20 protein-coding genes are annotated in these 22,084 nt (G+C 65.5%); 12 read left to right on the top strand and 8 right to left on the bottom strand.

Annotation, left to right across the window (positions count from 1 at the left end):
- Window positions 1-15: 15 nt before the first annotated feature.
- Complete coding sequence (gene mutY, locus I6F17_RS32415) at window positions 16-1,116, bottom strand: A/G-specific adenine glycosylase (protein WP_225132104.1); 1,101 nt, start codon at window positions 1,114-1,116, stop codon at window positions 16-18.
- Window positions 1,117-1,317: 201 nt separating this feature from the next.
- On the opposite strand from mutY, the gene I6F17_RS32410 reads away from it, so the two are divergent.
- The 8 genes from I6F17_RS32410 to I6F17_RS32375 all read left to right on the top strand — a co-directional run bounded on the left by I6F17_RS32410 (window position 1,318) and on the right by I6F17_RS32375 (window position 11,042).
- A complete protein-coding gene (locus I6F17_RS32410; RefSeq protein WP_225152257.1) occupies window positions 1,318-1,815 on the top strand; it encodes a DciA family protein in 498 nt (165 codons plus the stop codon).
- A gap of 140 nt (window positions 1,816-1,955) precedes the next feature.
- On the top strand, window positions 1,956-2,612 hold the full coding sequence (locus tag I6F17_RS32405; protein WP_225130926.1) for a DsbA family protein: 657 nt from the start codon (window positions 1,956-1,958) through the stop codon (window positions 2,610-2,612).
- 217 nt (window positions 2,613-2,829) lie between these two features.
- Window positions 2,830-6,294 (top strand): chromosome segregation protein SMC, encoded by a 3,465-nt coding sequence (smc, locus tag I6F17_RS32400; RefSeq protein WP_225130925.1) that lies wholly within the window; start codon window positions 2,830-2,832, stop codon window positions 6,292-6,294.
- Between the two features lie 148 nt (window positions 6,295-6,442).
- Window positions 6,443-7,423 (top strand): small ribosomal subunit Rsm22 family protein, encoded by a 981-nt coding sequence (locus I6F17_RS32395; protein WP_225130924.1) that lies wholly within the window; start codon window positions 6,443-6,445, stop codon window positions 7,421-7,423.
- 137 nt (window positions 7,424-7,560) lie between these two features.
- Window positions 7,561-8,121 carry a LemA family protein gene (locus I6F17_RS32390; protein ID WP_036006288.1) on the top strand — a complete coding sequence of 187 codons (561 nt, stop codon included), beginning with the start codon at window positions 7,561-7,563 and terminating at the stop codon, window positions 8,119-8,121.
- 32 nt (window positions 8,122-8,153) lie between these two features.
- Window positions 8,154-9,362 carry a M48 family metallopeptidase gene (locus I6F17_RS32385; RefSeq protein WP_036037184.1) on the top strand — a complete coding sequence of 403 codons (1,209 nt, stop codon included), beginning with the start codon at window positions 8,154-8,156 and terminating at the stop codon, window positions 9,360-9,362.
- 196 nt (window positions 9,363-9,558) lie between these two features.
- A complete protein-coding gene (locus I6F17_RS32380) occupies window positions 9,559-10,311 on the top strand; it encodes a hypothetical protein (protein WP_036024846.1) in 753 nt (250 codons plus the stop codon).
- A gap of 62 nt (window positions 10,312-10,373) precedes the next feature.
- The gene (locus I6F17_RS32375) at window positions 10,374-11,042 is read left to right on the top strand and encodes a hypothetical protein (RefSeq protein WP_225130923.1); all 669 of its coding nucleotides are present in this window, start codon (window positions 10,374-10,376) and stop codon (window positions 11,040-11,042) included.
- Between the two features lie 57 nt (window positions 11,043-11,099).
- Here I6F17_RS32375 and I6F17_RS32370 read toward each other — a convergent pair whose 3' ends face one another.
- The 7 genes from I6F17_RS32370 to petA form a co-directional block, all read right to left on the bottom strand.
- Window positions 11,100-11,897: a hypothetical protein gene (locus I6F17_RS32370; protein ID WP_225130921.1), complete on the bottom strand. Its 798-nt coding sequence runs from the start codon at window positions 11,895-11,897 to the stop codon at window positions 11,100-11,102.
- A 131-nt stretch (window positions 11,898-12,028) separates the two neighbouring features.
- Window positions 12,029-12,568 (bottom strand): adenine phosphoribosyltransferase, encoded by a 540-nt coding sequence (locus I6F17_RS32365; protein WP_036024845.1) that lies wholly within the window; start codon window positions 12,566-12,568, stop codon window positions 12,029-12,031.
- A 9-nt stretch (window positions 12,569-12,577) separates the two neighbouring features.
- The gene (locus I6F17_RS32360) at window positions 12,578-14,743 is read right to left on the bottom strand and encodes an anthranilate synthase component I (RefSeq protein ID WP_225130919.1); all 2,166 of its coding nucleotides are present in this window, start codon (window positions 14,741-14,743) and stop codon (window positions 12,578-12,580) included.
- Between the two features lie 301 nt (window positions 14,744-15,044).
- Window positions 15,045-15,206 carry a hypothetical protein gene (locus tag I6F17_RS32355; RefSeq protein ID WP_157784007.1) on the bottom strand — a complete coding sequence of 54 codons (162 nt, stop codon included), beginning with the start codon at window positions 15,204-15,206 and terminating at the stop codon, window positions 15,045-15,047.
- A 4-nt stretch (window positions 15,207-15,210) separates the two neighbouring features.
- Entirely contained in the window at window positions 15,211-15,885 is a 675-nt protein-coding gene (locus I6F17_RS32350; protein ID WP_225130917.1) for a dienelactone hydrolase family protein, read from the bottom strand.
- A gap of 276 nt (window positions 15,886-16,161) precedes the next feature.
- Window positions 16,162-18,234 (bottom strand): cytochrome b/c1, encoded by a 2,073-nt coding sequence (gene fbcH / locus I6F17_RS32345; RefSeq protein WP_225130915.1) that lies wholly within the window; start codon window positions 18,232-18,234, stop codon window positions 16,162-16,164.
- Window positions 18,235-18,296: 62 nt separating this feature from the next.
- The gene (gene petA, locus I6F17_RS32340; RefSeq protein ID WP_036006265.1) at window positions 18,297-18,827 is read right to left on the bottom strand and encodes a ubiquinol-cytochrome c reductase iron-sulfur subunit; all 531 of its coding nucleotides are present in this window, start codon (window positions 18,825-18,827) and stop codon (window positions 18,297-18,299) included.
- Window positions 18,828-19,106: 279 nt separating this feature from the next.
- On the opposite strand from petA, the gene I6F17_RS32335 reads away from it, so the two are divergent.
- The 4 genes from I6F17_RS32335 to I6F17_RS32320 are packed head-to-tail and all read left to right on the top strand — an operon-like array spanning window position 19,107 to window position 21,865.
- Window positions 19,107-19,574 (top strand): tRNA (cytidine(34)-2'-O)-methyltransferase, encoded by a 468-nt coding sequence (locus tag I6F17_RS32335; RefSeq protein ID WP_225130914.1) that lies wholly within the window; start codon window positions 19,107-19,109, stop codon window positions 19,572-19,574.
- Window positions 19,575-19,584: 10 nt separating this feature from the next.
- Entirely contained in the window at window positions 19,585-20,217 is a 633-nt protein-coding gene (gene queE / locus I6F17_RS32330) for a 7-carboxy-7-deazaguanine synthase (RefSeq protein WP_225130912.1), read from the top strand.
- Between the two features lie 20 nt (window positions 20,218-20,237).
- Window positions 20,238-21,125 (top strand): oxygen-dependent coproporphyrinogen oxidase, encoded by an 888-nt coding sequence (gene hemF / locus I6F17_RS32325; RefSeq protein WP_225130928.1) that lies wholly within the window; start codon window positions 20,238-20,240, stop codon window positions 21,123-21,125.
- Window positions 21,122-21,865, top strand: coding sequence for an HAD family hydrolase (locus I6F17_RS32320; protein ID WP_036037157.1), 744 nt, complete (start codon window positions 21,122-21,124; stop codon window positions 21,863-21,865). Before hemF ends, I6F17_RS32320 begins: the two co-directional genes overlap by 4 nt.
- The last annotated feature ends 219 nt before the right edge of the window (window positions 21,866-22,084 follow it).

The following is a 22,084-nucleotide window of genomic DNA, read 5'->3' as shown; positions in this document are numbered from 1 at the left end:
CAGCAGGATCATGCTCTAGAAACCCAATCCATGCGCGATGACCTTGCGCATGACATTCGGCAGCGCTTCGCCGGCCAGGGTTGCGATCGGCACCCAGCGCATGCCCTCAGGGGCGCGGGTGCGGGCTTCCACCTTCGCGGTGTAGACCACCAGCTCGAGCGGAAAATGCGTAAAGACGTGGGTGACGACGCCCACCTTGCGCTGCCAGCGCGACAGCCCCTTCAGCTGCGGCGCCTGCTGCTTCGCCGTTGCATCGTCCTGGCCGGCGAGCCAGTCCGAGCACGGCACCTCCGTCATGCCGCCGAGCAACCCCTTTTCGGGCCGCGAGCGGACGAGCAGCTCGTCGCCGCGCGTGACCACGAAGGCGGCGCCGCGCCTGAGCGTCCCGCTCTTCTTCGGTACCTTGCGCGGGAACGTCTCCTGGGTGCCCTGCGCGCGTGCCGTGCAGTCCTCTGTGAACGGACACAGCGAGCAGGCCGGCTTCTTCGGCGTGCAGATCGAGGCGCCGAGATCCATCAGCGCCTGCGCGCTGTCGCCGGCGCGAGACTCCGCCAGCAGCGTCGCGGCCAGTTGCTGGATGAGCGGCTTGGCTTGCGGCAGCTCCTCCTCGACCGCGAACAGCCGCGACACCACGCGCTCGATATTGCCGTCGATCGGCATGGTGCGGCGGTCGAACGCGATCGCCGCAATCGCCGCCGCCGTGTAGGGCCCGATCCCCGGCAGTGCGCGCAATCCCTCCTCGGTATCCGGAAACACACCGCCATGCTCGCGCGTCACCGCGACCGCGCAGGCATGGAGGTTGCGTGCGCGCGAGTAATAGCCGAGCCCGGCCCACATCCGCAGCACGTCGTCCTGCGAAGCCTGGCCGAGCGCTGTGACGTCGGGCCAACGCGCGACGAATTTTTCGAAGTACGGGCCGACCGCCTTCACGGTGGTCTGCTGGAGCATGATCTCGGAGAGCCATACGCGATAGGGATCGGACGCCTCGCCCGGCGCGGCGCGCCAGGGCAGCCGGCGGCGATGGCGGTCGTACCATTGCAGGAGCGCGAGCGGGCGCGATGAGGTCTCCGGCTGAGAAGGTTCCGGCTTCGGCTTGCGTGCGGATCTGGGGCTCATTCCTCACTGTAGCGGTAATGCAATGGCCCCTCCACGTCATGCCCGCGCTCGTCGCGAGCATCCACGTCTTTCTTCGCAGGAAGAACGTGGATGGCCGGGCCTCCGCCTCGCCGAAGCGGCTTCGGCCGCGCAGGCGGGACAAGCCCGGCCATAACGGGCATCGGGGTCTGTGGCCCGACGTCCGAAGTGCTATAAGGCCCCATGTCCAAATCCGGCCCCATCTTCAAGCCCGGCCCCGTCAGCGCCAAACCGCTCGGGATCCTGCTCGACGACGTCTTTGCCGAGGCCTATGCCAAGCAGGGCTTTGCGGCGCGCGAGCTGGTGACGCGGTGGGCACAGATCGCGGGGCCGGAGATCGCGGCCCATGCCGAGCCGCTCAAGATGCAATGGCCGCGGCCGGTCGAGGGTCAGCCGCAGGAGCCGGCAACCCTGGTGCTACGGGTCGAGGGGCCGATGGCGCTGGAGATCCAGCATTCGGCCGACGTGATCCTGGAGCGGGTCAACCGCTTCTTCGGCTGGAGCGCGGTCGGCAAGCTGGCCTTCCGCCAGGCGCCCCTGTCGCGGCCGCGGGCCCGGAAGCGGCCCGGCCCACCCGACCCCAAGGCCGTCGCCAAGGTGGCGGAGAACCTGACCGAGATCGAAGATGAAGAACTGAAGACCGCGCTGGCGCGCCTCGGGGCCGCCATCAAGCGAAATTGAGCCTCATTCCGCGGCCAAACTGGACCTGTCCGTAGCGCCCGCCATTGCCTCAAACGACGTTTCAAGCTAGCGACAGGCCGTCCGAGCAGGAAACCTTGACCCGTCCTTTGGGCGAACCTTGCCAATCCCGGGAGCCGACCTTGATCATCACCCGCCGCGCCTTCACCACGATGCTGTCGCTGACCGGGCTTGCCGCGTTCGCCGGGCTCTCGCCGCTGCGGTTCATCACGGAAGCGGTGGCTCAGTCGGCCGCCGACGTGGCCAAGCCGGTGTCTCTGCCCGACATGGCGCTCGGCCCGAAGGATGCCGCCGTCACCATCACCGAATACGCCTCGATGACGTGCCCGCACTGCGCCGCCTTCAACGAGCAGGTGTTCCCGAAGATCAAGACGGAATACATCGACACCGGCAAGGTGCGTTACATCTTCCGCGAGTTCCCGCTCGACATCAAAGCCGCCGCCGGCTCGATGCTGTCGCGCTGCATCGCCAAGGACGATGCGCCGAAATACTTCGCGGTCACCGACATGCTGTTCCGCCAGCAGAATGACTGGGTGATGAAGAACACCACCGAGACCCTGACGCGGATCGGCAAGCAGGCCGGCCTCACGCAAGCGCAGGTCGAGGCCTGCCTGAAGGACCAGGCGCTGCTCGACAAGATTGCCGCCGACCAGAAATATGCCAGCGACGTGCTCAAGGTGGATTCGACGCCGACCTTCTTCATCAACGGCGAGAAGATCAAGGGCGACACCTCGTTCGAGGAGTTCGCCAAGAAGATCAACCCGCTGCTGAAGAGCTGATTCGCTCGTCAAGATCCTGATTCGCATCTCGAAAGCCGTATCTTTCCCGGCATAAATCCCTTGGGAAAAGCGGCTTTCGCCGGTTGCCCTCGCGGCGCACCGCGGCCATTGTCCAGCCGCATGAGGCGCCTCGCGCGACTCACCCAGACAGCGACATTGCCTTCCATGGTATTGTCCCGGCAGGGGGATTCGCGCCTGCCAACAGAGATGCGTGCTTATGAAAATCACCCGCCTGCGCCTTCACGGCTTCAAGTCCTTCGTTGAGCCAACGGACTTCGTCATCGAGCCCGGCCTGACCGGCGTGGTCGGCCCCAACGGCTGCGGCAAGTCCAATCTCGTCGAGGCGCTGCGCTGGGCGATGGGCGAGACCTCCTACAAGTCGCTGCGCGCCGCCGACATGGACGCGGTGATCTTCGCCGGCTCCGGCAACCGTCCCGCGCGCAACCACGCCGAAGTGACGATGACGATCGACAATGCCGATCGCACCGCGCCGGCGGCGATGAACGACAGCCAGATCCTCGAAATCTCCCGCCGCATCGAGCGCGAGGCGGGCTCGGTCTACCGCATCAACGGCCGCGACGTGCGCGCCCGCGACGTGCAGATCCTGTTCGCGGACGCCGCCACCGGCGCACGCTCGCCCGCCCTCGTTCACCAGGGCAAGATCGGCGAGATCATCCAGGCCAAGCCCGAGCAGCGCCGCCGGGTGCTGGAAGATGCCGCGGGCGTTGCCGGCCTGCATGCCCGCCGTCACGAGGCCGAGCTGCGGCTGAAGGCGGCCGAAACCAACCTCACCCGCGTCGAGGATGTGATCGGCCAGCTCTCCGGCCAGATGGAAGGCTTGAAGAAGCAGGCTCGCCAGGCCGTGCGCTATCGCGAGGTCGCCGCCAAGGTCCGCAAGGCCGAAGCCACGCTGTTCCACCTGCGCTGGGTCGGTGCCCATGCCGACGTCAACGAATCCGGCCAGACCCACGATCTCGCCGTGCGCGAGATGGCCGAGCGCACCCAGCACCAGGCCGAAGCCGCCCGCATCCAGGCGATCCGCGCCGCCGAGATGCCGGCGCTGCGCGATGCCGAAGCGCGCGCCGCGGCCGGCCTGCAGCGCCTGACCAATGCCCGCGAGCAGCTCGACCGTGAGGAAGAGCGCGCCAAGGAGCGCGTCACCGAGCTCGAGCGCCGCCTTGCCCAGTTCGAGGGCGACATTTCCCGTGCTCAGCAGCAGACCATGGATGCCGACGTCGCGCTGCAACGGCTCGACGCCGAAGACGCCGAGCTGAAGGAAGAGATCAAGTCGCGCGTCGAGAAGCGCTCCGGCGTCGACGAGCGCGTCGCCGAGGCCGAGGCGGTGCTGACCGAAACCGAGCAGCGCTTCGCCGAGCTCACCACCGCACTCGCCGACCTCACCGCCAAGCGCAACCAGCTCGAAGCCAACGTCCGCACCCATCGCGACAAGCTCGCCCGGCTCGATCAGGAGATCGCGAGCGTCGCCGCGGAAGAGCAGAAGCTCACCGAGGCAACCGGCGGCTTCGGCGATCTCGACGAGCTGACCGCGCTGGTCGAGACGGCGGAAGGGACGCTGGCCGCCTCCGAAGCTGCGGCGCAGGCCAGCGAAGCGGCGCATGTCGCGGCACGCCAGACGCTGGAATCCTCGCGCTCGCCGCTGGTCGAGGCCGACAAGCGCGTGCAGCGGCTCGAGACCGAGGCGCGCACGATCTCCAAGATCGTCAACGGCGAGACCAAGAATCTGTGGCCGCCGATCATCGACGGCATCACCGTCGACAAGGGCTTTGAAAAGGCGATCGGCGCGGCACTCGGCGACGATCTCGATGCGCCGATCGATCCGTCCGCGCCGATGCGTTGGACCAATGTCGGATACACTGAGGGAGATCCGGAGCTGCCCGAAGGCGCCGTTCCGCTCTCCAACCATGTGCAGGCGCCGGCCGAGCTGGCGCGTCGCCTCGCGCAGATCGGTGTCGTCCCGCGCGAGCGCGGCGCCGAGCTGGTGTCGCAGCTCAAGACCGGCCAGCGGCTGGTCTCGCCTGAGGGCGACGTCTGGCGCTGGGACGGTTTTGTCGCCGCAGCACATGCCCCGACTGGCGCCGCCCGGCGCCTCGCCGAACGTGCCCGCCTCGTCGACATCGAGAACGAGCTGGAGCAGGCCCGCATCGACGCGCAGATCAAGCGTCAGGCGCTGGAGAACGCCGAGTCCGAGCTGCAGATGGCGGCCAGCACCGAAGGCGCCAGCCGCGAAGCCTGGCGTGCCGCCCAGCGCGAGCTGAACGTCGCGCGCGAGCGCCACGCCAATGCCGAGCGCGAGATCAGCCGCCATGCCGCGCGCAAGGCGACGCTGTCGGAAGCGCACAGCCGGCTTGCCGCCGACCGCGCCGAAGCCGAGGCCGCTTACGAATACGCCCAGGCCGGCATCGGCGAGCTGCCGTCGAGCGAGGACACCGAGACCCAGCTCGGCGCCGTCCGCAGCGATATCGAAGGCCGCCGCCGCATGGCCGCCCAGGTCCGCGCCGAGGCGCAGGCGCTGGCACGTGAGGCCGAGCTCGCTGACCGCCGCGTGCAGGCGATCCTCGCCGAGCGCACCGAGTGGCAGAACCGCAAGGAGAGCGCGACCTCCCACATCGACACCATCCAGGCCCGTATCGCCGAGCTCACGATCGAGCGCAGCGAGCTCGAAAACGCCCCGGCCGTGTTCGCCGAGAAGCGCAGCGCGCTGATCACCGAGATCGAATACGCCGAGAACGACCGCCGCATGGCCGCCGACGCACTTGCCACCGCGGAAACCGCAATGGCCGAGACCGACCGCGTCGCCAAGCTGACGCTCGAGGCGCTCTCCAGCGCCCGCGAGGCCACCGCCCGCGCCGAGGAGCGCATGGAAGGCGCCCGCCGCCGGCTCGAGGACATCGAGCGCGAGATCCGCGACATGCTCGAGGTCGAGCCGCAGGCCGTCGCCGGCCTTGCCGAGCTCGAGCCCGGCGCCGAACTGCCGCCGCTGCACGAGATCGAGGAGGACCTCGAGAAGATGCGCCGCGACCGCGAGCGCCTCGGCGCCGTCAATCTGCGCGCCGAGGAAGAGCTGCGGGAGGTCGAGACCCAGCACACCGGCCTTGTCACCGAGCGCGACGACCTGGTCGAGGCCATCAAGCGGCTGCGCCAGGGCATCCAGAGCCTCAACAAGGAAGCGCGCGAGCGGCTCCTGACCTCGTTCGACGTCGTCAACGACCACTTCAAGCGCCTGTTCGTCGAGCTGTTCGGCGGCGGCGAAGCCGCGCTGCACCTGATCGAGAGCGACGACCCCTTGGAAGCCGGCCTCGAAATCATCGCCAAGCCGCCGGGCAAGAAGCCGCAGACGCTGTCGCTGCTCTCGGGCGGCGAGCAGGCGCTGACCGCGATGGCGCTGATCTTCGCGGTGTTCTTGACCAACCCCTCGCCGATCTGCGTGCTGGACGAAGTCGACGCGCCGCTCGACGACCACAACGTCGAACGGTACTGCAACCTCCTGCACGAGATGACCGGCTCGACCGACACGCGCTTCATCATCATCACGCACAACCCGATCACGATGGCGCGGATGAACCGCCTGTTCGGCGTCACCATGGCCGAGCGCGGCGTGTCGCAGCTGGTGTCGGTGAGCCTCGCCGAGGCCGTGGACATTCTCGACCAGAACGTGGCGTGATAGCTCGATCGCGCCACACCCATTGCGTCATCATCCGCCTTGTGCGCAAATTGCGCACTGGTGCGGACTGATAGTACGCCGCGGCTTCTCGGTTAACGGCACTGTCTCGGAGTACTGGATGCCCCGCCTTCGCGGGGCATGACTGCGGATGATGATCTCCCCCACCCTTCCCGCCGAACTGAAAGCCGCCCTCGACGGCAAGCTGCAGGGCTTCTCTCGCAGCGACGCGGCCCGGCGCTCGCAGAAGATCTCGACTACGTATCGCGCCGGCGGCACCTCCGGCACGATCAAGTCGGACGCAGATGCGCTCGCTTATGCGCTGGCGCGCATGCCTGCGACCTACGCGGCGGTGGCGGCGAGCCTCAATGCGCTCACCGAGATCGCGCCTGATCTCGCCCCCGAAACATTGCTCGACGTCGGCGCCGGTCCGGGCACCGCCAGCTGGGCCGCCGCGGAAGCCTTTCCGTCGCTACAGGATTTTACCCTGCTCGATGCCAACGCCACGCTGAGCCGGCTCGCGCTCGAACTGGCACACGGCAGCTCGCGATTGGCGGAGTGCCGTTATCTGCCCGGCGATGCCGGCGGCAACCTCACTGAGGTCTCACAGGCCGATCTCGTCATCGCCAGCTACATCATCGGCGAGCTCAGCGAGGCCGATCAGCGCAAGCTGACCGAGGCGATGTGGGCCAGGGCGCGCCATGCGCTGGTGGTGATCGAGCCCGGCACGCCCGCCGGCTATGCCCGCATCCTCGCCGTGCGGCAGCAGCTGACCGCAGCTGGCGCTTTCGTCACCGCGCCCTGCCCGCACGAAAGGCCGTGCCCGCTCATCGCGCCCGACTGGTGCCATTTCAGTCAGCGCCTGCCCCGGTCGCAGGCGCACCGGCAGATCAAGGGCGCCGAGGTCCCGTTCGAGGACGAGCGCTTCATCTACGTCGCCCTGACCCGCACCTCGCCCGCGAGCCGCGCCGCGCGCGTGCTGGCACCGCCGGAGATCGGCAAGGCCGAGATCGCGGCCAAGCTTTGCACGGAGGCTGGGGTTGCGCCGGCAAAAGTCCCGCGGCGGGACAAGGCGGCCTATGCCGAGGCCCGGCGCTGGCGCTGGGGCGATGCCGTCATGTCCGAAAGTTAATTTCGCTGGCCGTGCCTGCCTTGAACTCGGACGGTTCCTGATTCGACCAAGTCTTACCTCCCTCCGCGCCGGGCTCTCATCCTGCATCAATTTCGTCTACCCTAGCGCCCGCCATCTTCCCTCTTCAGGAGTTCTCCATGTCGACCGGCTGGATCGTTCTCGGCGTCATCGTCGTCCTCGCGCTGATCGCTTTCAGCGCCTACAACCGCCTGGTGGCGCTGAGCCAGCGTGTCGGCCAGGCCTTTGCCGACATCGACGTGCAGCTCAAGCAGCGTCACGACCTGATCCCGAACCTGGTCGAGACGGTGAAGGGCTACGCCTCGCACGAGCGCGGCACGCTCGACGACGTCATCAAGGCGCGCAATTCGGCGATGTCGGCACAGGGTCCGGCGCAGGTGTCCGCGGCCGAGAACCAGCTCTCCGGCGCGCTCGGCCGGCTGATCGCGCTGTCGGAGGCCTATCCCGACCTCAAGGCCAACGCCAATTTCCAGCAGCTCGCGTCCGAGCTCTCCGACCTCGAAAACAAGATCGCGGCGAGCCGCCGCTTCTTCAACAACGCGGTGCAGGAATACAATACCGGCATCCAGCAGCTGCCCGCCGCCTTGTTCGCGGGCATGTTCGGCTTCACCAAGAAGGACTTCTTCGATCTCGGCGCCAGCCGCACCGAGGTCGAGACCGTGCCGCAGGTGAAGTTCTGATTTGAGCCGATAGGCCGGCAGGGCATCGCGTCATGGCCGCGTATGGTCTCTACACGCACATCGCCTCGAACAAGCTGCGTTCGATGCTGCTGCTCGCCGGCTTGTTCGCGCTGGTCTATGTGCTGGTCTATGCCGGCGCGCTGGTGGCCGAAGTGTTCATCGACGACAGTGAGACCGCCGCGTACTATCTGAGACACGCCTTCTCGGACCTGCTCAAGGCCGCGCCCATTGCAACGGTCGTGGCGGCGGTCTGGATCGTGATCGCCTATTTCTTTCACCAGTCGATGATCGATGCCGTGACCGGCGGCCACAGCGTCACCCGGCAGGAACAGCCGCGGCTCTACAATCTGCTCGAGAACCTCTGCATCTCGCGCGGCCTCACCATGCCGAAGCTGAAGATCATGGAGAGCCCGGCGCTGAACGCCTTCGCGACCGGTCTCAATCCGCGGCAATATTCCATCACGGTCACCACGGGTCTCCTCGATGCGCTCAACGACAAGGAGATCGAGGCGGTGCTCGGCCACGAGCTGACCCACATCAAGAACGGCGATGTGCAGCTCATGGTGGTCGCCGTCATCATCGCCGGCGTGGTCGGCTTCTTCGGCGAATTGTTCTTCCGCCTGTTCACGAATCTGAACTGGAGCTCCGGCGGCTCCTCGTCCTCGGGCTCCTCCTCGTCGTCGCGGTCGTCCTCGTCGTCGAGCGACAGCAAGAGCTCCGGCGGCGGCGCGATCATCGTCATCATCATCGCCATCGTCCTGATCGTGCTGGCCTGGCTGCTGTCGCAGGTGGTGAAGCTCGCACTGTCGCGGTCGCGCGAATATCTCGCCGACGCCGGCTCGGTCGAGCTGACGAAAGACCCCGACGCCATGATCTCGGCGCTGCGCAAGATCGAGGGCCGCGGCGAGCTGCCGGGCGCCACCTCGGCGGTGATGGAGCTCTGCGTCGACAATCCGCGCGAGGGCTTTGCCGACCTGTTCGCGACCCATCCTTCCGTGCAGTCCCGGGTCGACGCGCTGGTCAAGTTCGCGGGCGGGCGTGATCCGGGACCGCTGCCGGACCCCGCCGAAGAGACGGAACAACTCGAGACCGAACAAGCCGGCGCGCAGGACGGGCCGCCGCCGCTCTCGCAGGGGCCGTGGAGCGATGCGGCCGGTCCCGCGAGCCCGCCGCCCGTTCCCGCGCCCAGTCCCTCAGGAGCCCCGGCAGCCAATCCGATGGGACCGTGGGGCCGTCACTGACGGCATGATTTGCCGCTTCATGCGCCGGGTTTCCCCGCAATCGGGAAAAACCTCGGGAATTGCCGTAACTGGAGCGCGAGGAATTGAATTCTCCCTTGTTTCTGCCATGTTCGCGCCCAACAGCAGACTCGGGACATCGATTTGGGGCCCGGCCGATTGCGACCTCGCGATCGGGGGCGCGCGTTAGGGGACAGCAATGGCAAAGCCGGCAGTGGTTGTGGTGGGCGCGGACAAGGGCGGGGTCGGCAAGACCACGGTATCGCGCACCCTGCTCGATTATTTCTCGGCCAACAACGTGCCGACGCGGGCGTTCGATACGGAGTCGCCGCGCGGAACCCTGAAACGCTTCCACCCCGATATCACCGAGATCGTCGACATGACGACGACGGCCGATCAGATGAAGATCTTCGACACGCTCAACGCTGTCAGCCCTTCGGTCACCGTGATCGACGTCCGCGCCGGCCTGCTTTCGCCAGCGCTGGCCTCGCTGCGCGACATCGGCTTCCTCGACGCCGCCAAGGCCGGCCAGATCACCTTCGCCGTGTTCCACATCCTCGGACCCTCGATCGCATCGCTGGAGGAGATCGCGGAGACCGCAGGCTTCATGGGGGGCGCGAAATATTTCCTGGTGAAGAACTTCATCAACGACACCCAGTTCTTCCAGTGGGACCAGGCGACCTATAATTCCTACTTCCACCGCATCAAGGACGCGACCGAGCTCACCATCCCCAAGCTCAACGAGATGGCCTATGAGCAGGTCGAGGTCTCCTCGGTCCCGTTCCTGAAATTCGTGGCCAATAAGGGCATCAGCGACGAGGCCGCGAACTATTCCTTCGTGCTGCGCGGTTATGTCCGGCACTGGTTGGCCAATGTCTGGAGCGAATACGACCGCATCCGCCTGACTGACATCGTCGGCTCGAAATCCGCCACCCGCAACAGCGAAAAATAGTTGCGCAAGCCGGGTTGATACGGCTGGATTGGGCGGTGAGTTGGCCCAGATAATAGCTGTCGATGCCCGCAACGCCCGTCTACATCATATGCTCGCCTCGCCCGCAGGTCGGCAAGACCTTGCTGGCGCGGCTGCTCACAGAATTCCTGCTGCTCAAGAACGGCAGCGTCGCAGCCTTCGACGTCAACCTGAAAGAGCCGTCGCTGCTCGATTACCTGCCGAAGGTGACCGAGACCGCCGACGTGATCGATACCTTCGGCAAGATGCAGCTGATGGACCGCGTCATCGTCGATGACGGACTTGCCAAGGTGATCGACCTCGGCTTCCACGCCTTCGACGAGTTCTTCAAGATGACCGACGAGATCGGCCTGCTGAAGGAGGCGGCGCGGCGCCACGTTGCGCCGATGATCCTGTTCGTCGCCGACACCGACCGCGTCTCGGCCCGCGCCCACGAGATGCTGCGTGGGCGGATCCCGCGGATGAACCTGGTCACGGTGGACAACGAATATGTCGTCCGCGGCGAGCTGCCGCCGGCAATGGGAGGCGGCCGGCTGTTCCGCCTTCCCGCGCTGCCCGGTTTCCTCAAGACCTATATCGACCGGCTGAATTTCTCCTTCACCGGCTATCTGCGCCAGGAGAAGGACTCTTCGACCGAGCTGCACCAGTGGACGCGGCGCAATTACATTGCTTTCCGGGAGCTCGAGCTCAGCTTGATATTGCAGCGGTCTTGACCGTCCTTCCGGCGAACGCCGAGACCCAAGAAGGCAGGACGACTTCAGATCCTAAGCTTACTGAGAAGATTCCAAGGACACGGCGATTACATCAAACAGCTCAATGTTGGCCCGAATTCCGAGCACAAACTCGCTGGCATCCCCTCCTCCGCCATATAATCGACTCCCGTCGACAAGCTGATTGAAGGGCTTATTCCCTCCCAACTCAAATACGAATGCGGGATCATCGGCGTGAGAGATCCGAAACATCAAGGGCATCTGGGTACAATAAGGGCTCCCGCCGAGATCGGTGCTGACCTCGAAGACGAGACCGCAGTCCAGATTCTTATGCCAGCGATTGCGATGGCGCTTGAACGCGAGCGCCGAGCTGAACTCATCGATGAAAGGAAGGACGTCTCGTTTCTTTCCTGTCCAACCGGTCGTCTGGATTCCCAGACGCTCGCCCTCCCGCCTCTTCTGCATCCTGATGAAGGCCAATTCGCTGTTCGCAAACTCCCTGTCAAACCAGGTTTTCTTCAAATGCTCATACAAGCCTCTGACGAGGGGAGGAGCTTGAAATGGAGGTTCGACAAAATTCCTGACCGCAAAGAGCTCGTCCAAAAATGCAGAACGGTATTGTGGTTCGATGCCAAAATACCGCGTCTCGGAAAGGACCTTTCCCGCGCATCGCATTGTCTCCAACGCGACCTCATCCCAGTATCGATTGAGCAAGTCCGCCTGGTTCTCGCCGCAGAACTCAATCATGCGATTCTGCCATGCCCTGTGCAACTCAAAGCCGCGCGCCTCAAAGGCGAGCTGTGTCGAAACACGTCCTGGCCAGTTTGCCAGCGCGGTCAGGAGAGGATGATCTTCCATGACGAAATCTCACCGCAACCGAACTCCATCAGCGGAGCCGACGGCATTACACGATGTTCCGCGATTTTCGATATCGGCGTGATGCTGCAGAGCGCTTGACCGTCGTCCCCGCGAAGGACGAACGACGAAGCTCAATGCCCCTCGAACGACATCAGCGTGCGCACGGGCACGTCCATGGCGCGCAGCTTGGCGGCGCCGCCGAGCTCGGGCAGGTCGACGATGAAGCAGGCGGCAACCACGTTGGCGCCGATCTGACGCAGCAGCTTGACCGCGCCTTCCGCGGTGCCGCCGGTGGCGATGAGGTCGTCGACCAGGATCACGCGCTCGCCGGGTGCGACCGCGTCGACATGCATCTCCATCTCGTCGATGCCGTATTCGAGCGAATAGGCGATGCGCACCGTGGTATGCGGCAGCTTGCCCTTCTTGCGGATCGGCACGAAGCCCGCCGAGAGCTGATGCGCCACCGCGCCGCCGATGATGAAGCCGCGCGCCTCCATGCCGGCGACCTTGTCGATCTTGTTGCCGGCCCAGGGATTGACGAGCTCGTCCACGGCTCGGCGGAACGCGCGCGCATCCGCGAGCAAGGTGGTGATGTCGCGGAACATGATCCCGGGCTTGGGATAATCCGGGATGGTGCGGACGCTCGCCTTGATGTCGTGGTCAAAAGTCATTCGTGCCTCTCAATTGACCGGCGCATCCAGCCGGAACGCGTTTTCGACAATTCGTAGCCCCACCTCGCCGCCGAGCGACATCAGCGATTCCGGGTGGAATTGCACGCCGGCGATCGGCAGGGTCTTGTGCTCCAGCGCCATGGCGACGCCGTCCTCGGTGCTGGCGGTGACGGACAACACCCCCGGCATACTGTCGCGCTCGACATAGAGCGAGTGATAGCGGCCGATGACGATCTCGTTCGGCAAATTGCGCATCAGCCGTCCGCCGCGCACCTGCACCCGCGAGGGCCGGCCGTGGGCGGGATGGGTGAGCTGGCCGAGCTCGCCGCCGAAATATTCGCCGATCGCCTGCACGCCGAGGCAGACGCCGAACACCGGCAGCTTCTTCTCCAGCGCCGCATCGATCGTCGTCTTGATCCCGAAATCCTCAGGGCGCCCGGGGCCGGGCGACAGCACCAGCAAGTCCCACCTCTTCTGCTTGAGCATGTCGAGCGCATGCACATAGCGGACCACGGTGACGCTGGCGCCGACCTGGCGGAAATAATCGGCGAGCATGTGCACGAAGCTGTCGTCATGGTCGATCAGCAGCACCTGCTTGCCCGAACCGGTGGCATCGGGCGCGAACGTCGACAGCGGCTTCGGAGGGTCGCCGCGCAGCGCCTGGAACAGCGCGGCCGCCTTGACCTGGCACTCGCGGTCTTCTGCGGCGGGGTCTGAATCGAACAGGCAGGTGGCGCCGACGCGCACTTCGGCGAGGCCATCCTTCATGCGGATGGTGCGGATGGTGAGGCCGGTGTTAATGCTGCCGTCGAAATTCACCGCGCCGATCGCGCCGGCATACCAGCGCCGCGGCGAGCGCTCGTGATCCTCGACGAACTGCATGGCCCAGAGCTTCGGCGCACCGGTGACGGTGACGGCCCAGGCGTGGGTGAGGAAGGCATCGAGCGCATCGAAGCCGGGGCGCAACATGCCCTCGACGTGGTCAACGGTGTGGAACAGCTTTGAGTAAGTCTCGATCTGGCGGCGCGCCAGGACCTTGATGGTGCCGGGCACGCAGACGCGCGCCTTGTCGTTGCGGTCGACGTCAGTGCACATGTTGAGCTCGAACTCGTCCTTCTCCGAGTTCAGGAGCTGGCGGATCTGCTCGGCATCGCCGATCGCATCAAGGCCGCGCGCGATCGTGCCCGAGATCGGGCAGGTCTCGACGCGGCGGCCGTCCGAGCGCACGAACATTTCGGGCGAAGCCGAGACGAGAAACTCGCCCTCGCCGAGATTCATCAGCGCACCATAGGGCGACGGGTTGATGACGCAGAGGCGCTGGAACACTTCGGCCGGCGAGCGGTCGCAGGGCTCGGCGAACAGCTGGCCCGGCACGGCCTCGAACAGATCGCCCCGCGCGAAGGCGGCGCGCGCGGTCTCGACCGTGGCCTGATATTCACCAGGCGCGTGATCGGCAAAGCCCTGGCGCGGCGTCTTCAGATAGGGGCTGTCGGCGGTCTCGCGCGGCAGGCCTTCGGTCGACTTGCCTTTCCAGGCGAAATCGTAAGAGAGCACCACGCCGCGGCCGGTGGCACGATCATAAGCAAGCAGACGATCGGGCACGTAGAGCACGATGTCTCGCTGGTCGGCCTCGCGCGGGCGCTTCTGCACGAGGTCCTCGATCTGGAAGACTAGGTCGTAGGCAAAGGCGCCGAACAGGCCGAGCAGGCCGTCATCACTGGCGGAGAAGGCGGCGACGAGATCGCGCACCAGCGACATCACGCTGGCACGCCGCGTGCGCTGGTCCTCCTCGACCGGGGCATCGCCGCGGATGATGTGGCCGGCAAGGCGGCTCGCCGTTCTCTCGGAGATGACGACACAGGGTTCGCGCAGGACATCGCCGAGGAAGGCGATCAGCACCTCTCCGCGCGCGTTCAGCGCTTCCAGCTTGAAATTGACGCCAACTGTCTCGAGCTTGAGCGGCGGGTCGGAGAAGCTGAGATCGAAGCTCTCGTAGCGGCCGGGCACGGTCGTGCCCGAGGACAGCACCACGCCGCGGCGGCGGTCGAGCAGGTTAATCAGGTCGTCGAGCCGGTTGGCGCCGCCGGTGAACTGCTCGGCCACGCGCGTGATCGCAAGACCCGCGCGGGTCGAATAGGCGCTTTTGACCGGGAGGGCAAAGACTGTCCTGTTCATGTCGTCCTCTTACGAAACTTGTCGAGGGAACGCCACACAGGACAAACGATCAGGCCGCCGCGCTGCGTGGCGACCTCAGACGATTTTGAGAAAAGAAATCGCACCGGCCACCTCTTTAGGAGGTGCGCCACCAACGACGGGCTGGGCGGACGGCGGTGCTCATGGGCGGATACTCACCATGGCACGGGGGCGGCGTCAAGGGTGCGGCAAGGCGGTAGCCCGGATGGAGCGCAGCGCAATCCGGGGTTCGTCCACAATCGGAAAGTCCCCGGATTCCGCTTCGCTCCATCCGGGCTACGGACTAGAGGCCGCACCGCTTCCAAAGCGCGGCCATGTCTGCATCGGTCGCGTACTCGGCTCGATCGGCCTCGCGGAGCCCCTCAAGAACGGCAGCGCGATGGTCCTCCGGGACCTTGAAGGCCTCACGCTTCGACTGCGCATCGGCCTCGGATTTGTCCTTCACGCCCCTACCCCAGATGCTTCCTGAAAAACTCCGTCGCTCGGCCCCAGGCGAGCTCGGCGGCTTCGCGGTCGTGCACGGCCTGGCGCTGCTCGTTGACGAAGGCGTGCTCGGCGTCATAGCGGAACAGTTCCAGCGACTTGCCGGCGGCCTTCATGGCCTTCTCGAAGCCGTTGACCAGCTCCGGCGTGCACCAATCGTCCTTGTTGGCGAAATGGGCCTGGAGCGGGATCTTGACGTCTGCGGGCTTGGCCGCCTGCTCGGGCGGAATGCCGTAGAACACGACGCCGGCCGCAAGCTCCGGGATCTTGGTCGCGCCGATGATGGTCACAGCGCCGCCGAGGCAGAAGCCGGTCAGCCCGACCTTGGCGCCGTTGCGCGACAGATATTGCGCGGCGCCGCGCACGGTCTGCGTGGTGGCGTCCATGAAGTCGAGCGAGTTCATCTCCTTGTTGGCGCTGTCCGTGTCGTGATACGGCACCACCTTGCCCTTGTAGAGATCGGGCGCCAGCGCGTCGAAGCCGGCCAGCGCGAAGCGGTCGCACAGGCCCTTGATCTGATCGGACAGGCCCCACCATTCCTGGATCACGACGACGCCCGGCGCATTGCCGCGCCCGGCATTGGCAAGATAGCCCGAGGCGTCCTTACCGTCCGGGCGCTTGAAGGTGATGCTGGTTCCCATGGTGTCCTCCGGTGAGTTTCTGGGGGATCGGTTGGCGGCATTTTGGCGGGTGGGAGGGCGATAGGCAATCGTGCCGAGCAACACACTCTCGTGCCCCGGATGCAATACAGCGCGCCCCTGGCGATGCGCAGCATCGTCCAGTGCGGCGTGATGCATTGCTGATCCGGGGCCCAGCCCCACGCATCCTGTGTCCCGGCTCGCGCTTCGCGCGTCCGCGACACGGGACCAACAAAAAAGCCCCGTACGGGGGCTTTTGCATTTCACGTCCTTCGCCGCTCAGTGCGAGGCGGCCCAGACCTTCTTCTTGGTGAAGTACATCAGGCCCGCGAAGACGATCAGGAACACGAAGACCTGGAAGCCGAGGCGCTTGCGCGCTTCCATGTGCGGCTCGGCGGTCCACATCAGGAAGGTGGTGACGTCCTTGGCGTACTGCGCGACCGTAGTCGGCGAGCCGTCGTCATAGGTCACCTGGCCGTCGCTGATCGGCTTCGGCATCTTGATGGCGTGGCCCGGGAAGTACCTGTTGTAGTACGAGCCCTCCGGGAGGGTAACGCCCTCCGGCACCTTGTCCTCATAGCCCTGGAGCAATGCGGCGACGTAGTCAGGCCCCTGCTCCTGGTACTGGGTGAAGACGTCGAAGATGAACCAGGGGAAGCCGCGCTTATAGGAGCGCGCCTTGGTGATCAGGGACAGGTCCGGCGGCGCCGCACCGCCGTTCGCGGCACGCGCGGCCTGCTCGTTCGCGAACGGCGAGGGGAAATAGTCCGCCGGCCGGCCCGGGCGCTCGAACATGTCCCCCGCATCGTTCGGGCCGTCCTTGACCTTGTACTCGGATGCAAACGCCGCGGCTTGCGCCACCGAATAGCCGGGCCCGCCGGGCTCGGCGAGGTTACGAAAGGCGACGAAGGACAGGCCGTGGCAACTGGCGCAGACCTCCTTGTAGACCTTGAGGCCGCGCTGCAGCGCGCCGCGATCGAACTTACCGAAAGGGCCCGAGAACGACCATGTGTTGCCTGGCGGCCTATCGCTGCCTTCGGCTGCTTTCGCGCTGTCGATCGAGCCCGCGAACAGCGAGCCGGCGAGCGCCAGCACGATCGCGGTCGAGACCATCGGCGTCGACCGGCTGCCGGTCTTGGCCAGCACGGCATCCGAGATCGAGTTCGGCACCGGCCGCGGCTTCTCGATGCGCGCGAGCAGCGGCAGCACGATCAGGAAGTAGGCGAAGTAGCAAAACGTCAGGATGCGGCCGGCGATGACGTAGATGCCTTCCGGCGGCTGTGCGCCGAGATAGCCGAGCAGGATGCAGACCGCGACGAAGATCCAGAAGAACTGCTTGGCGAGCGGACGGTACTTCGAGGACTTGGTCTTGGCGGTGTCGAGCCAGGGCAGGAAGCACAGGATGATGATCGCCCCGAACATCGCGATGACGCCCGCGAGCTTGTCGGGAATCGAGCGCAGGATCGCGTAGAACGGCAGGTAATACCATTCCGGCACGATGTGCGGCGGCGTCACGCCCGGGTTCGCGGGAATGTAGTTGTCGGCGTCGCCGAGATAGTTCGGCATGTAGAAGATGAACCAAGCGTACAGCAGCAGGAAGCAGGCGACGCCGAACATGTCCTTGATGGTCGCATGCGGCGTGAACGGCACCGTGTCCTTTTCCGTCTTCGGCTCGACGCCATCAGGGTTGTTCTGGCCAGCGACGTGCAGCGCCCAGACGTGGAGCACGACGACGCCTGCGATCACGAATGGCAAGAGATAGTGCAGCGAGAAGAAGCGGTTCAGCGTCGGGTTGCCGACTGCATAGCCGCCCCAGAGCAGCGTCACGATGCTCTCTCCGACATAGGGAACGGCCGAGAACAAATTGGTGATGACGGTGGCGCCCCAGAAGCTCATCTGGCCCCAGGGCAGCACGTAGCCCATGAAGCCGGTCGCCATCATCAGGAGGTAGATGATGACGCCGAGGATCCACAGCACCTCGCGTGGCTCCTTGTACGACCCGTAGTACAGGCCGCGGAACATGTGGACGTAGACGGCGACGAAGAACATCGAGGCGCCGACCGCGTGCATGTTGCGCAGCAGCCAGCCGTAGTTCACGTCACGGACGATCAGCTCGACCGACTTGAAGGCGAGATCGGCGTTCGGCGTGTAATGCATCGCCAGGATCACGCCGGTCAGGATCTGCATTCCGAGCATGAAGGAAAGAATGGCGCCGAAGGTCCACCAATAGTTCAGGTTGCGCGGGGTGGGATAGGCGACGAAGGAGGAGTGGATGAGACCAAAAATCGGCAGGCGCCGCTCGATCCATTGCAGGGCCGGATTGCTCGGCTGGTAGTCGGATGGTCCGCTCATGATGCGATCCTGAGGAAATAGTACGACGAGACGGCGCGAAGCTTCGGACTTGAGTCCGAAGCTCAGCCGATCTGGATTTTGGTGTCGGAAACGAACTGGTACGGCGGCACGGCCAGGTTCGTGGGCGCTGGGCCCTGGCGGATGCGGCCGGACGTATCGTAGACCGAACCATGGCAGGGGCAGAAGAAGCCGTCGTAGCTGCCTTCATGAGCGATCGGGATACAGCCGAGATGGGTGCAGATGCCGATCACGACCAGCCACTGCTCGTGGCCCGACTTGACCCGGGCCTCGTCGGTCTGCGGATCCGGCAGGCTCGCCACGTTGACGGCGCGCGCCTCGTCGATCTGCTTCTTGGTGCGGTGGCTGATGTAGATCGGCTTGCCGCGCCAGAACACCTTGATGTCCTGGCCTTCCGCGATCGGGCTGAGATCGACCTCGATCGGCGCACCGGCGGCGATGGTCGAGGCATCCGGATTCATTTGGGAGATGAAGGGCCAGAGCGCAGCCGCGCCCCCTACTGCTGCAAATGCCCCTGTTGCAACGAATAAGAAATCACGGCGTGTCGGATGGTCCGCCGAAGACGCTGTCGTCACGATTCCAACCCTTTCTTCTTGCGCTACCGGTGGAACCGCTCCGAGGGGCGCCCAAGAGGTCCCCGGAAAGGCTGCCGGCACCCGCGGCCCCCCGCGGCGGCAGAACTTGGCTTGTTCACCTCTAAACGGGTGAAACAGCAGTCCAGAATCGTTCTATTGGCACCCTTGCCGGGCGAGCGCAAGCCCGCTAACGGCGTGAGAGCGTGCAATGCACGAATTCCCGGGCGGGCGATGTTTTATTGAGACATTTTGCGCCCGCAAGCCAACTTGCCGCCGCCCATGCAGATCGCACTTTTCCAGCCCGACATCCCCCAGAACACCGGCACGATTCTTCGCCTCTGCGCCTGCCTGGGGCTCGATGCCCATATCATCGAACCGGCGGGCTTCCCCATCTCGGACCGCCTGTTCCGCCGGGCGGGAATGGACTACCTCGACCATGTCAGGCTGGCCCGCCACGTCTCCTGGGCGACATTCGAGGACTGGCGTGCAAGCCAGGGCCACCGGCTGCTGCTGTTCACCACCAAGGCCGCCACCGACTACCTCGATTTTCATTACCAGAGCTCGGACATCCTGCTATTCGGGCGCGAGAGCGCCGGCGTCACCGATGCGGTGGTCGAGGCGGCCGATGCGCGTCTGGTGATCCCGATCAAGGCGGGGCTGCGGTCGCTCAATGTGGCCATGAGCGTAGCCATGGCCGCCGGCGAGGCGCTGCGGCAGATCCGGAACCCGCAAGGTTTGACAGATTGAGGAGAGAGGCTTGAGTTACGCGGTCAAGGAGATCTTCCTGACCCTGCAAGGCGAAGGCGCCCATGCCGGGCGCGCGTCGGTGTTCTGCCGCTTTGCCGGCTGCAACCTCTGGAGCGGGCGGGAGGCTGACCGCGCGGATGCGACCTGCAAGTTCTGCGACACGGATTTCGTCGGCACCGACGGCACGCTCGGCGGGCGCTATGGCTCGGCTGCGGAACTCGCCGATACCATCGCCGCGCAATGGACGGCGGCGGCCGCCAACCGCTATGTGGTGCTGACCGGCGGGGAGCCGCTGCTCCAGGTCGACGCCGCGCTGATCGAGGCGCTGCACGAAAGAGGCTTCGAGATCGGCGTCGAGACCAACGGCACGATCGCAGCTCCTGATGGGCTCGACTGGATCTGCGTCAGCCCCAAGGGCGGCAGCGAGCTGGTCCTGCGCCAGGGCCACGAGCTGAAGCTGGTCTATCCCCAGGCCTTGGCGATGCCCGCAGCATTTGAGGATCTCGCCTTCGAGCGCTTCTCGCTGCAACCGATGGACGGGCCTGAGGTCATCGAGAACACCGCGCGCGCGATCGATTATTGCCTGCACCATCCGCAATGGCGGCTCAGCGTGCAGACCCACAAATCGCTCGGCATCAGATAGGACGCGACCCGCGAATGCAGATGGACGTGACGACGATCGAAGCCCGCAAGGCCCGCGCCCGCGCCTGGTTCGAGCGCTTGCGCGACGACATCTGTGCAAGCTTCGAGCGGCTGGAGGATGACGCGCCGCAAAGCCTCTATCCGGGCGAGGTCGGCCGCTTCAAGCGCACGCTTTGGCAGCGCACCGACCATTCCGGCGCGGCCGGCGGCGGCGGCGTGATGTCGATGATGCATGGCCGGCTGTTCGAGAAGGTCGGCGTGCACTGCTCGACGGTGCACGGCGAGTTCGCACCCGAATTCCGCGCCCAGATCCCCGGCGCGGCGGAGGATCCAAAATTCTGGGCCTCCGGCATCTCGCTGATCGCGCACATGCGCAATCCGAATGTCCCTGCCGTGCACATGAACACGCGCTTCGTCGTCACCACAAAGGCCTGGTTCGGCGGCGGCGCCGACCTGACGCCGGTGCTGGAGCGAAGGCGGACGCAGGACGATCCCGACAGCATCGCCTTCCATGCCGCGATGAAACAGGCCTGCGTGCAGCCGAGCGGTGTTGCCGACTACGACAAGTACAAGAAATGGTGCGACGAGTATTTCTACCTGCCGCACCGGAAAGAGGCGCGCGGCATCGGCGGCATCTTCTACGACTGGCACGACAGCGGCGACTGGGACGCCGACCTCGCCTTCACCCAGGACGTGGGCCGCGCCTTCCTGAAGATCTATCCCGAGATCGTGCGGCGCAACTTCGCGAGCACCTGGACGGCTGCGGACCGCGAGGAGCAATTGATCCGCCGCGGCCGCTACGTCGAGTTCAACCTGCTCTACGACCGCGGCACCATCTTCGGACTGAAGACCGGCGGCAACGTGGACTCCATCCTGTCGTCGCTGCCGCCGGAGGTGAAGTGGCCATGAAAGCCGTGCTGCCGCCGCTGCCCCGCGCCATGCTGATCGACATGGACGACACCATCCTGTCGGCCTATGGCCGGCCCGAGATCGCCTGGAACACGATCACGGCCGAATTCGCCGAGGAGCTCGCCCCGCTGCCGCCGCCGATGGTCGCCACCGCGGTGCTGGCCTTCGCGCGAAACTTCTGGGCCAGTGCGGAAGCCGCGTGGCGGATGAAGCTCGCCGAGGCGCGGCACCTGACGGTGAAGGGCGGCTTCGCCGCGCTGGCTGCCGCCGGCCACCGCGCCCTGCCCGACGACCTCGCCATTCGCCTCGCCGACCGCTTCACCGCCTATCGCGAGGAGGAGATGTTCGTCTTTCCCGGTGCGCATGAAGCAATCGACCAGTTCAAGGCGCTCGGCATCAAGCTCGCGCTGGTCACCAACGGCGCCGCCAACATGCAGCGCGCCAAGATCGAACGCTTCGAGCTGGCGCACCGCTTCGACCACATCCAGATCGAGGGCGAGCACGGCTTCGGCAAGCCCGAGGAGCGCGCCTATCTGCACGCGATGCAGGCGCTCGGCGTCACCGCTGAGGACACCTGGATGATCGGCGACAATCTGGAATGGGAAGTGGTGACGCCGCAGCGCCTCGGCATCTATGCGATCTGGATGGACGTGCATGGCGAGGGCCTGCCCGAGGGCTCGACGGTCAGGCCCGACCGCATCATCCGCTCGCTCGGCGAACTGCTGCCGGACCGGCCGTAATCAGCCGGTCAAAACAAGACTCGAAAAACAACCCCATGCACAGTAGCGCGCTGCTGTAAAATCAGGACTTACGGATTTTACGAAAAATTTCTGACCCGTCGGGCAAAACAGGGGTATTGTGGCATCGTCGCGAGGGTTGCCATCGACCCTAGAGCGCGATGCGATGAGGATGAATCGTCATCGCGCTCTAGCTTATTGTTTGAGCATGATCTTTTCGGA

It is taken from the genome of Bradyrhizobium sp. NBAIM18, from assembly GCF_020193825.1.
GTDB lineage: Bacteria > Pseudomonadota > Alphaproteobacteria > Rhizobiales > Xanthobacteraceae > Bradyrhizobium > Bradyrhizobium yuanmingense.
Note: the sequence above shows the minus strand (reverse complement) of the source record. Positions and strands in the feature narration are given on the sequence as shown.

Coding starts and splice junctions, on each gene's coding strand:
- mutY (WP_225132104.1), bottom strand. CDS start 1,116: ATGAGCCCCAGATCCGCACGCAAGCCGAAGCCGGAACCTTCTCAGCCG.
- I6F17_RS32410 (WP_225152257.1), top strand. CDS start 1,318: ATGTCCAAATCCGGCCCCATCTTCAAGCCCGGCCCCGTCAGCGCCAAA.
- smc (WP_225130925.1), top strand. CDS start 2,830: ATGAAAATCACCCGCCTGCGCCTTCACGGCTTCAAGTCCTTCGTTGAG.
- I6F17_RS32395 (WP_225130924.1), top strand. CDS start 6,443: ATGATGATCTCCCCCACCCTTCCCGCCGAACTGAAAGCCGCCCTCGAC.
- I6F17_RS32390 (WP_036006288.1), top strand. CDS start 7,561: ATGTCGACCGGCTGGATCGTTCTCGGCGTCATCGTCGTCCTCGCGCTG.
- I6F17_RS32385 (WP_036037184.1), top strand. CDS start 8,154: ATGGCCGCGTATGGTCTCTACACGCACATCGCCTCGAACAAGCTGCGT.
- I6F17_RS32380 (WP_036024846.1), top strand. CDS start 9,559: ATGGCAAAGCCGGCAGTGGTTGTGGTGGGCGCGGACAAGGGCGGGGTC.
- I6F17_RS32375 (WP_225130923.1), top strand. CDS start 10,374: ATGCCCGCAACGCCCGTCTACATCATATGCTCGCCTCGCCCGCAGGTC.
- I6F17_RS32370 (WP_225130921.1), bottom strand. CDS start 11,897: ATGGAAGATCATCCTCTCCTGACCGCGCTGGCAAACTGGCCAGGACGT.
- I6F17_RS32365 (WP_036024845.1), bottom strand. CDS start 12,568: ATGACTTTTGACCACGACATCAAGGCGAGCGTCCGCACCATCCCGGAT.
- I6F17_RS32360 (WP_225130919.1), bottom strand. CDS start 14,743: ATGAACAGGACAGTCTTTGCCCTCCCGGTCAAAAGCGCCTATTCGACC.
- I6F17_RS32350 (WP_225130917.1), bottom strand. CDS start 15,885: ATGGGAACCAGCATCACCTTCAAGCGCCCGGACGGTAAGGACGCCTCG.
- fbcH (WP_225130915.1), bottom strand. CDS start 18,234: ATGAGCGGACCATCCGACTACCAGCCGAGCAATCCGGCCCTGCAATGG.
- I6F17_RS32335 (WP_225130914.1), top strand. CDS start 19,107: ATGCAGATCGCACTTTTCCAGCCCGACATCCCCCAGAACACCGGCACG.
- hemF (WP_225130928.1), top strand. CDS start 20,238: ATGGACGTGACGACGATCGAAGCCCGCAAGGCCCGCGCCCGCGCCTGG.
- I6F17_RS32320 (WP_036037157.1), top strand. CDS start 21,122: ATGAAAGCCGTGCTGCCGCCGCTGCCCCGCGCCATGCTGATCGACATG.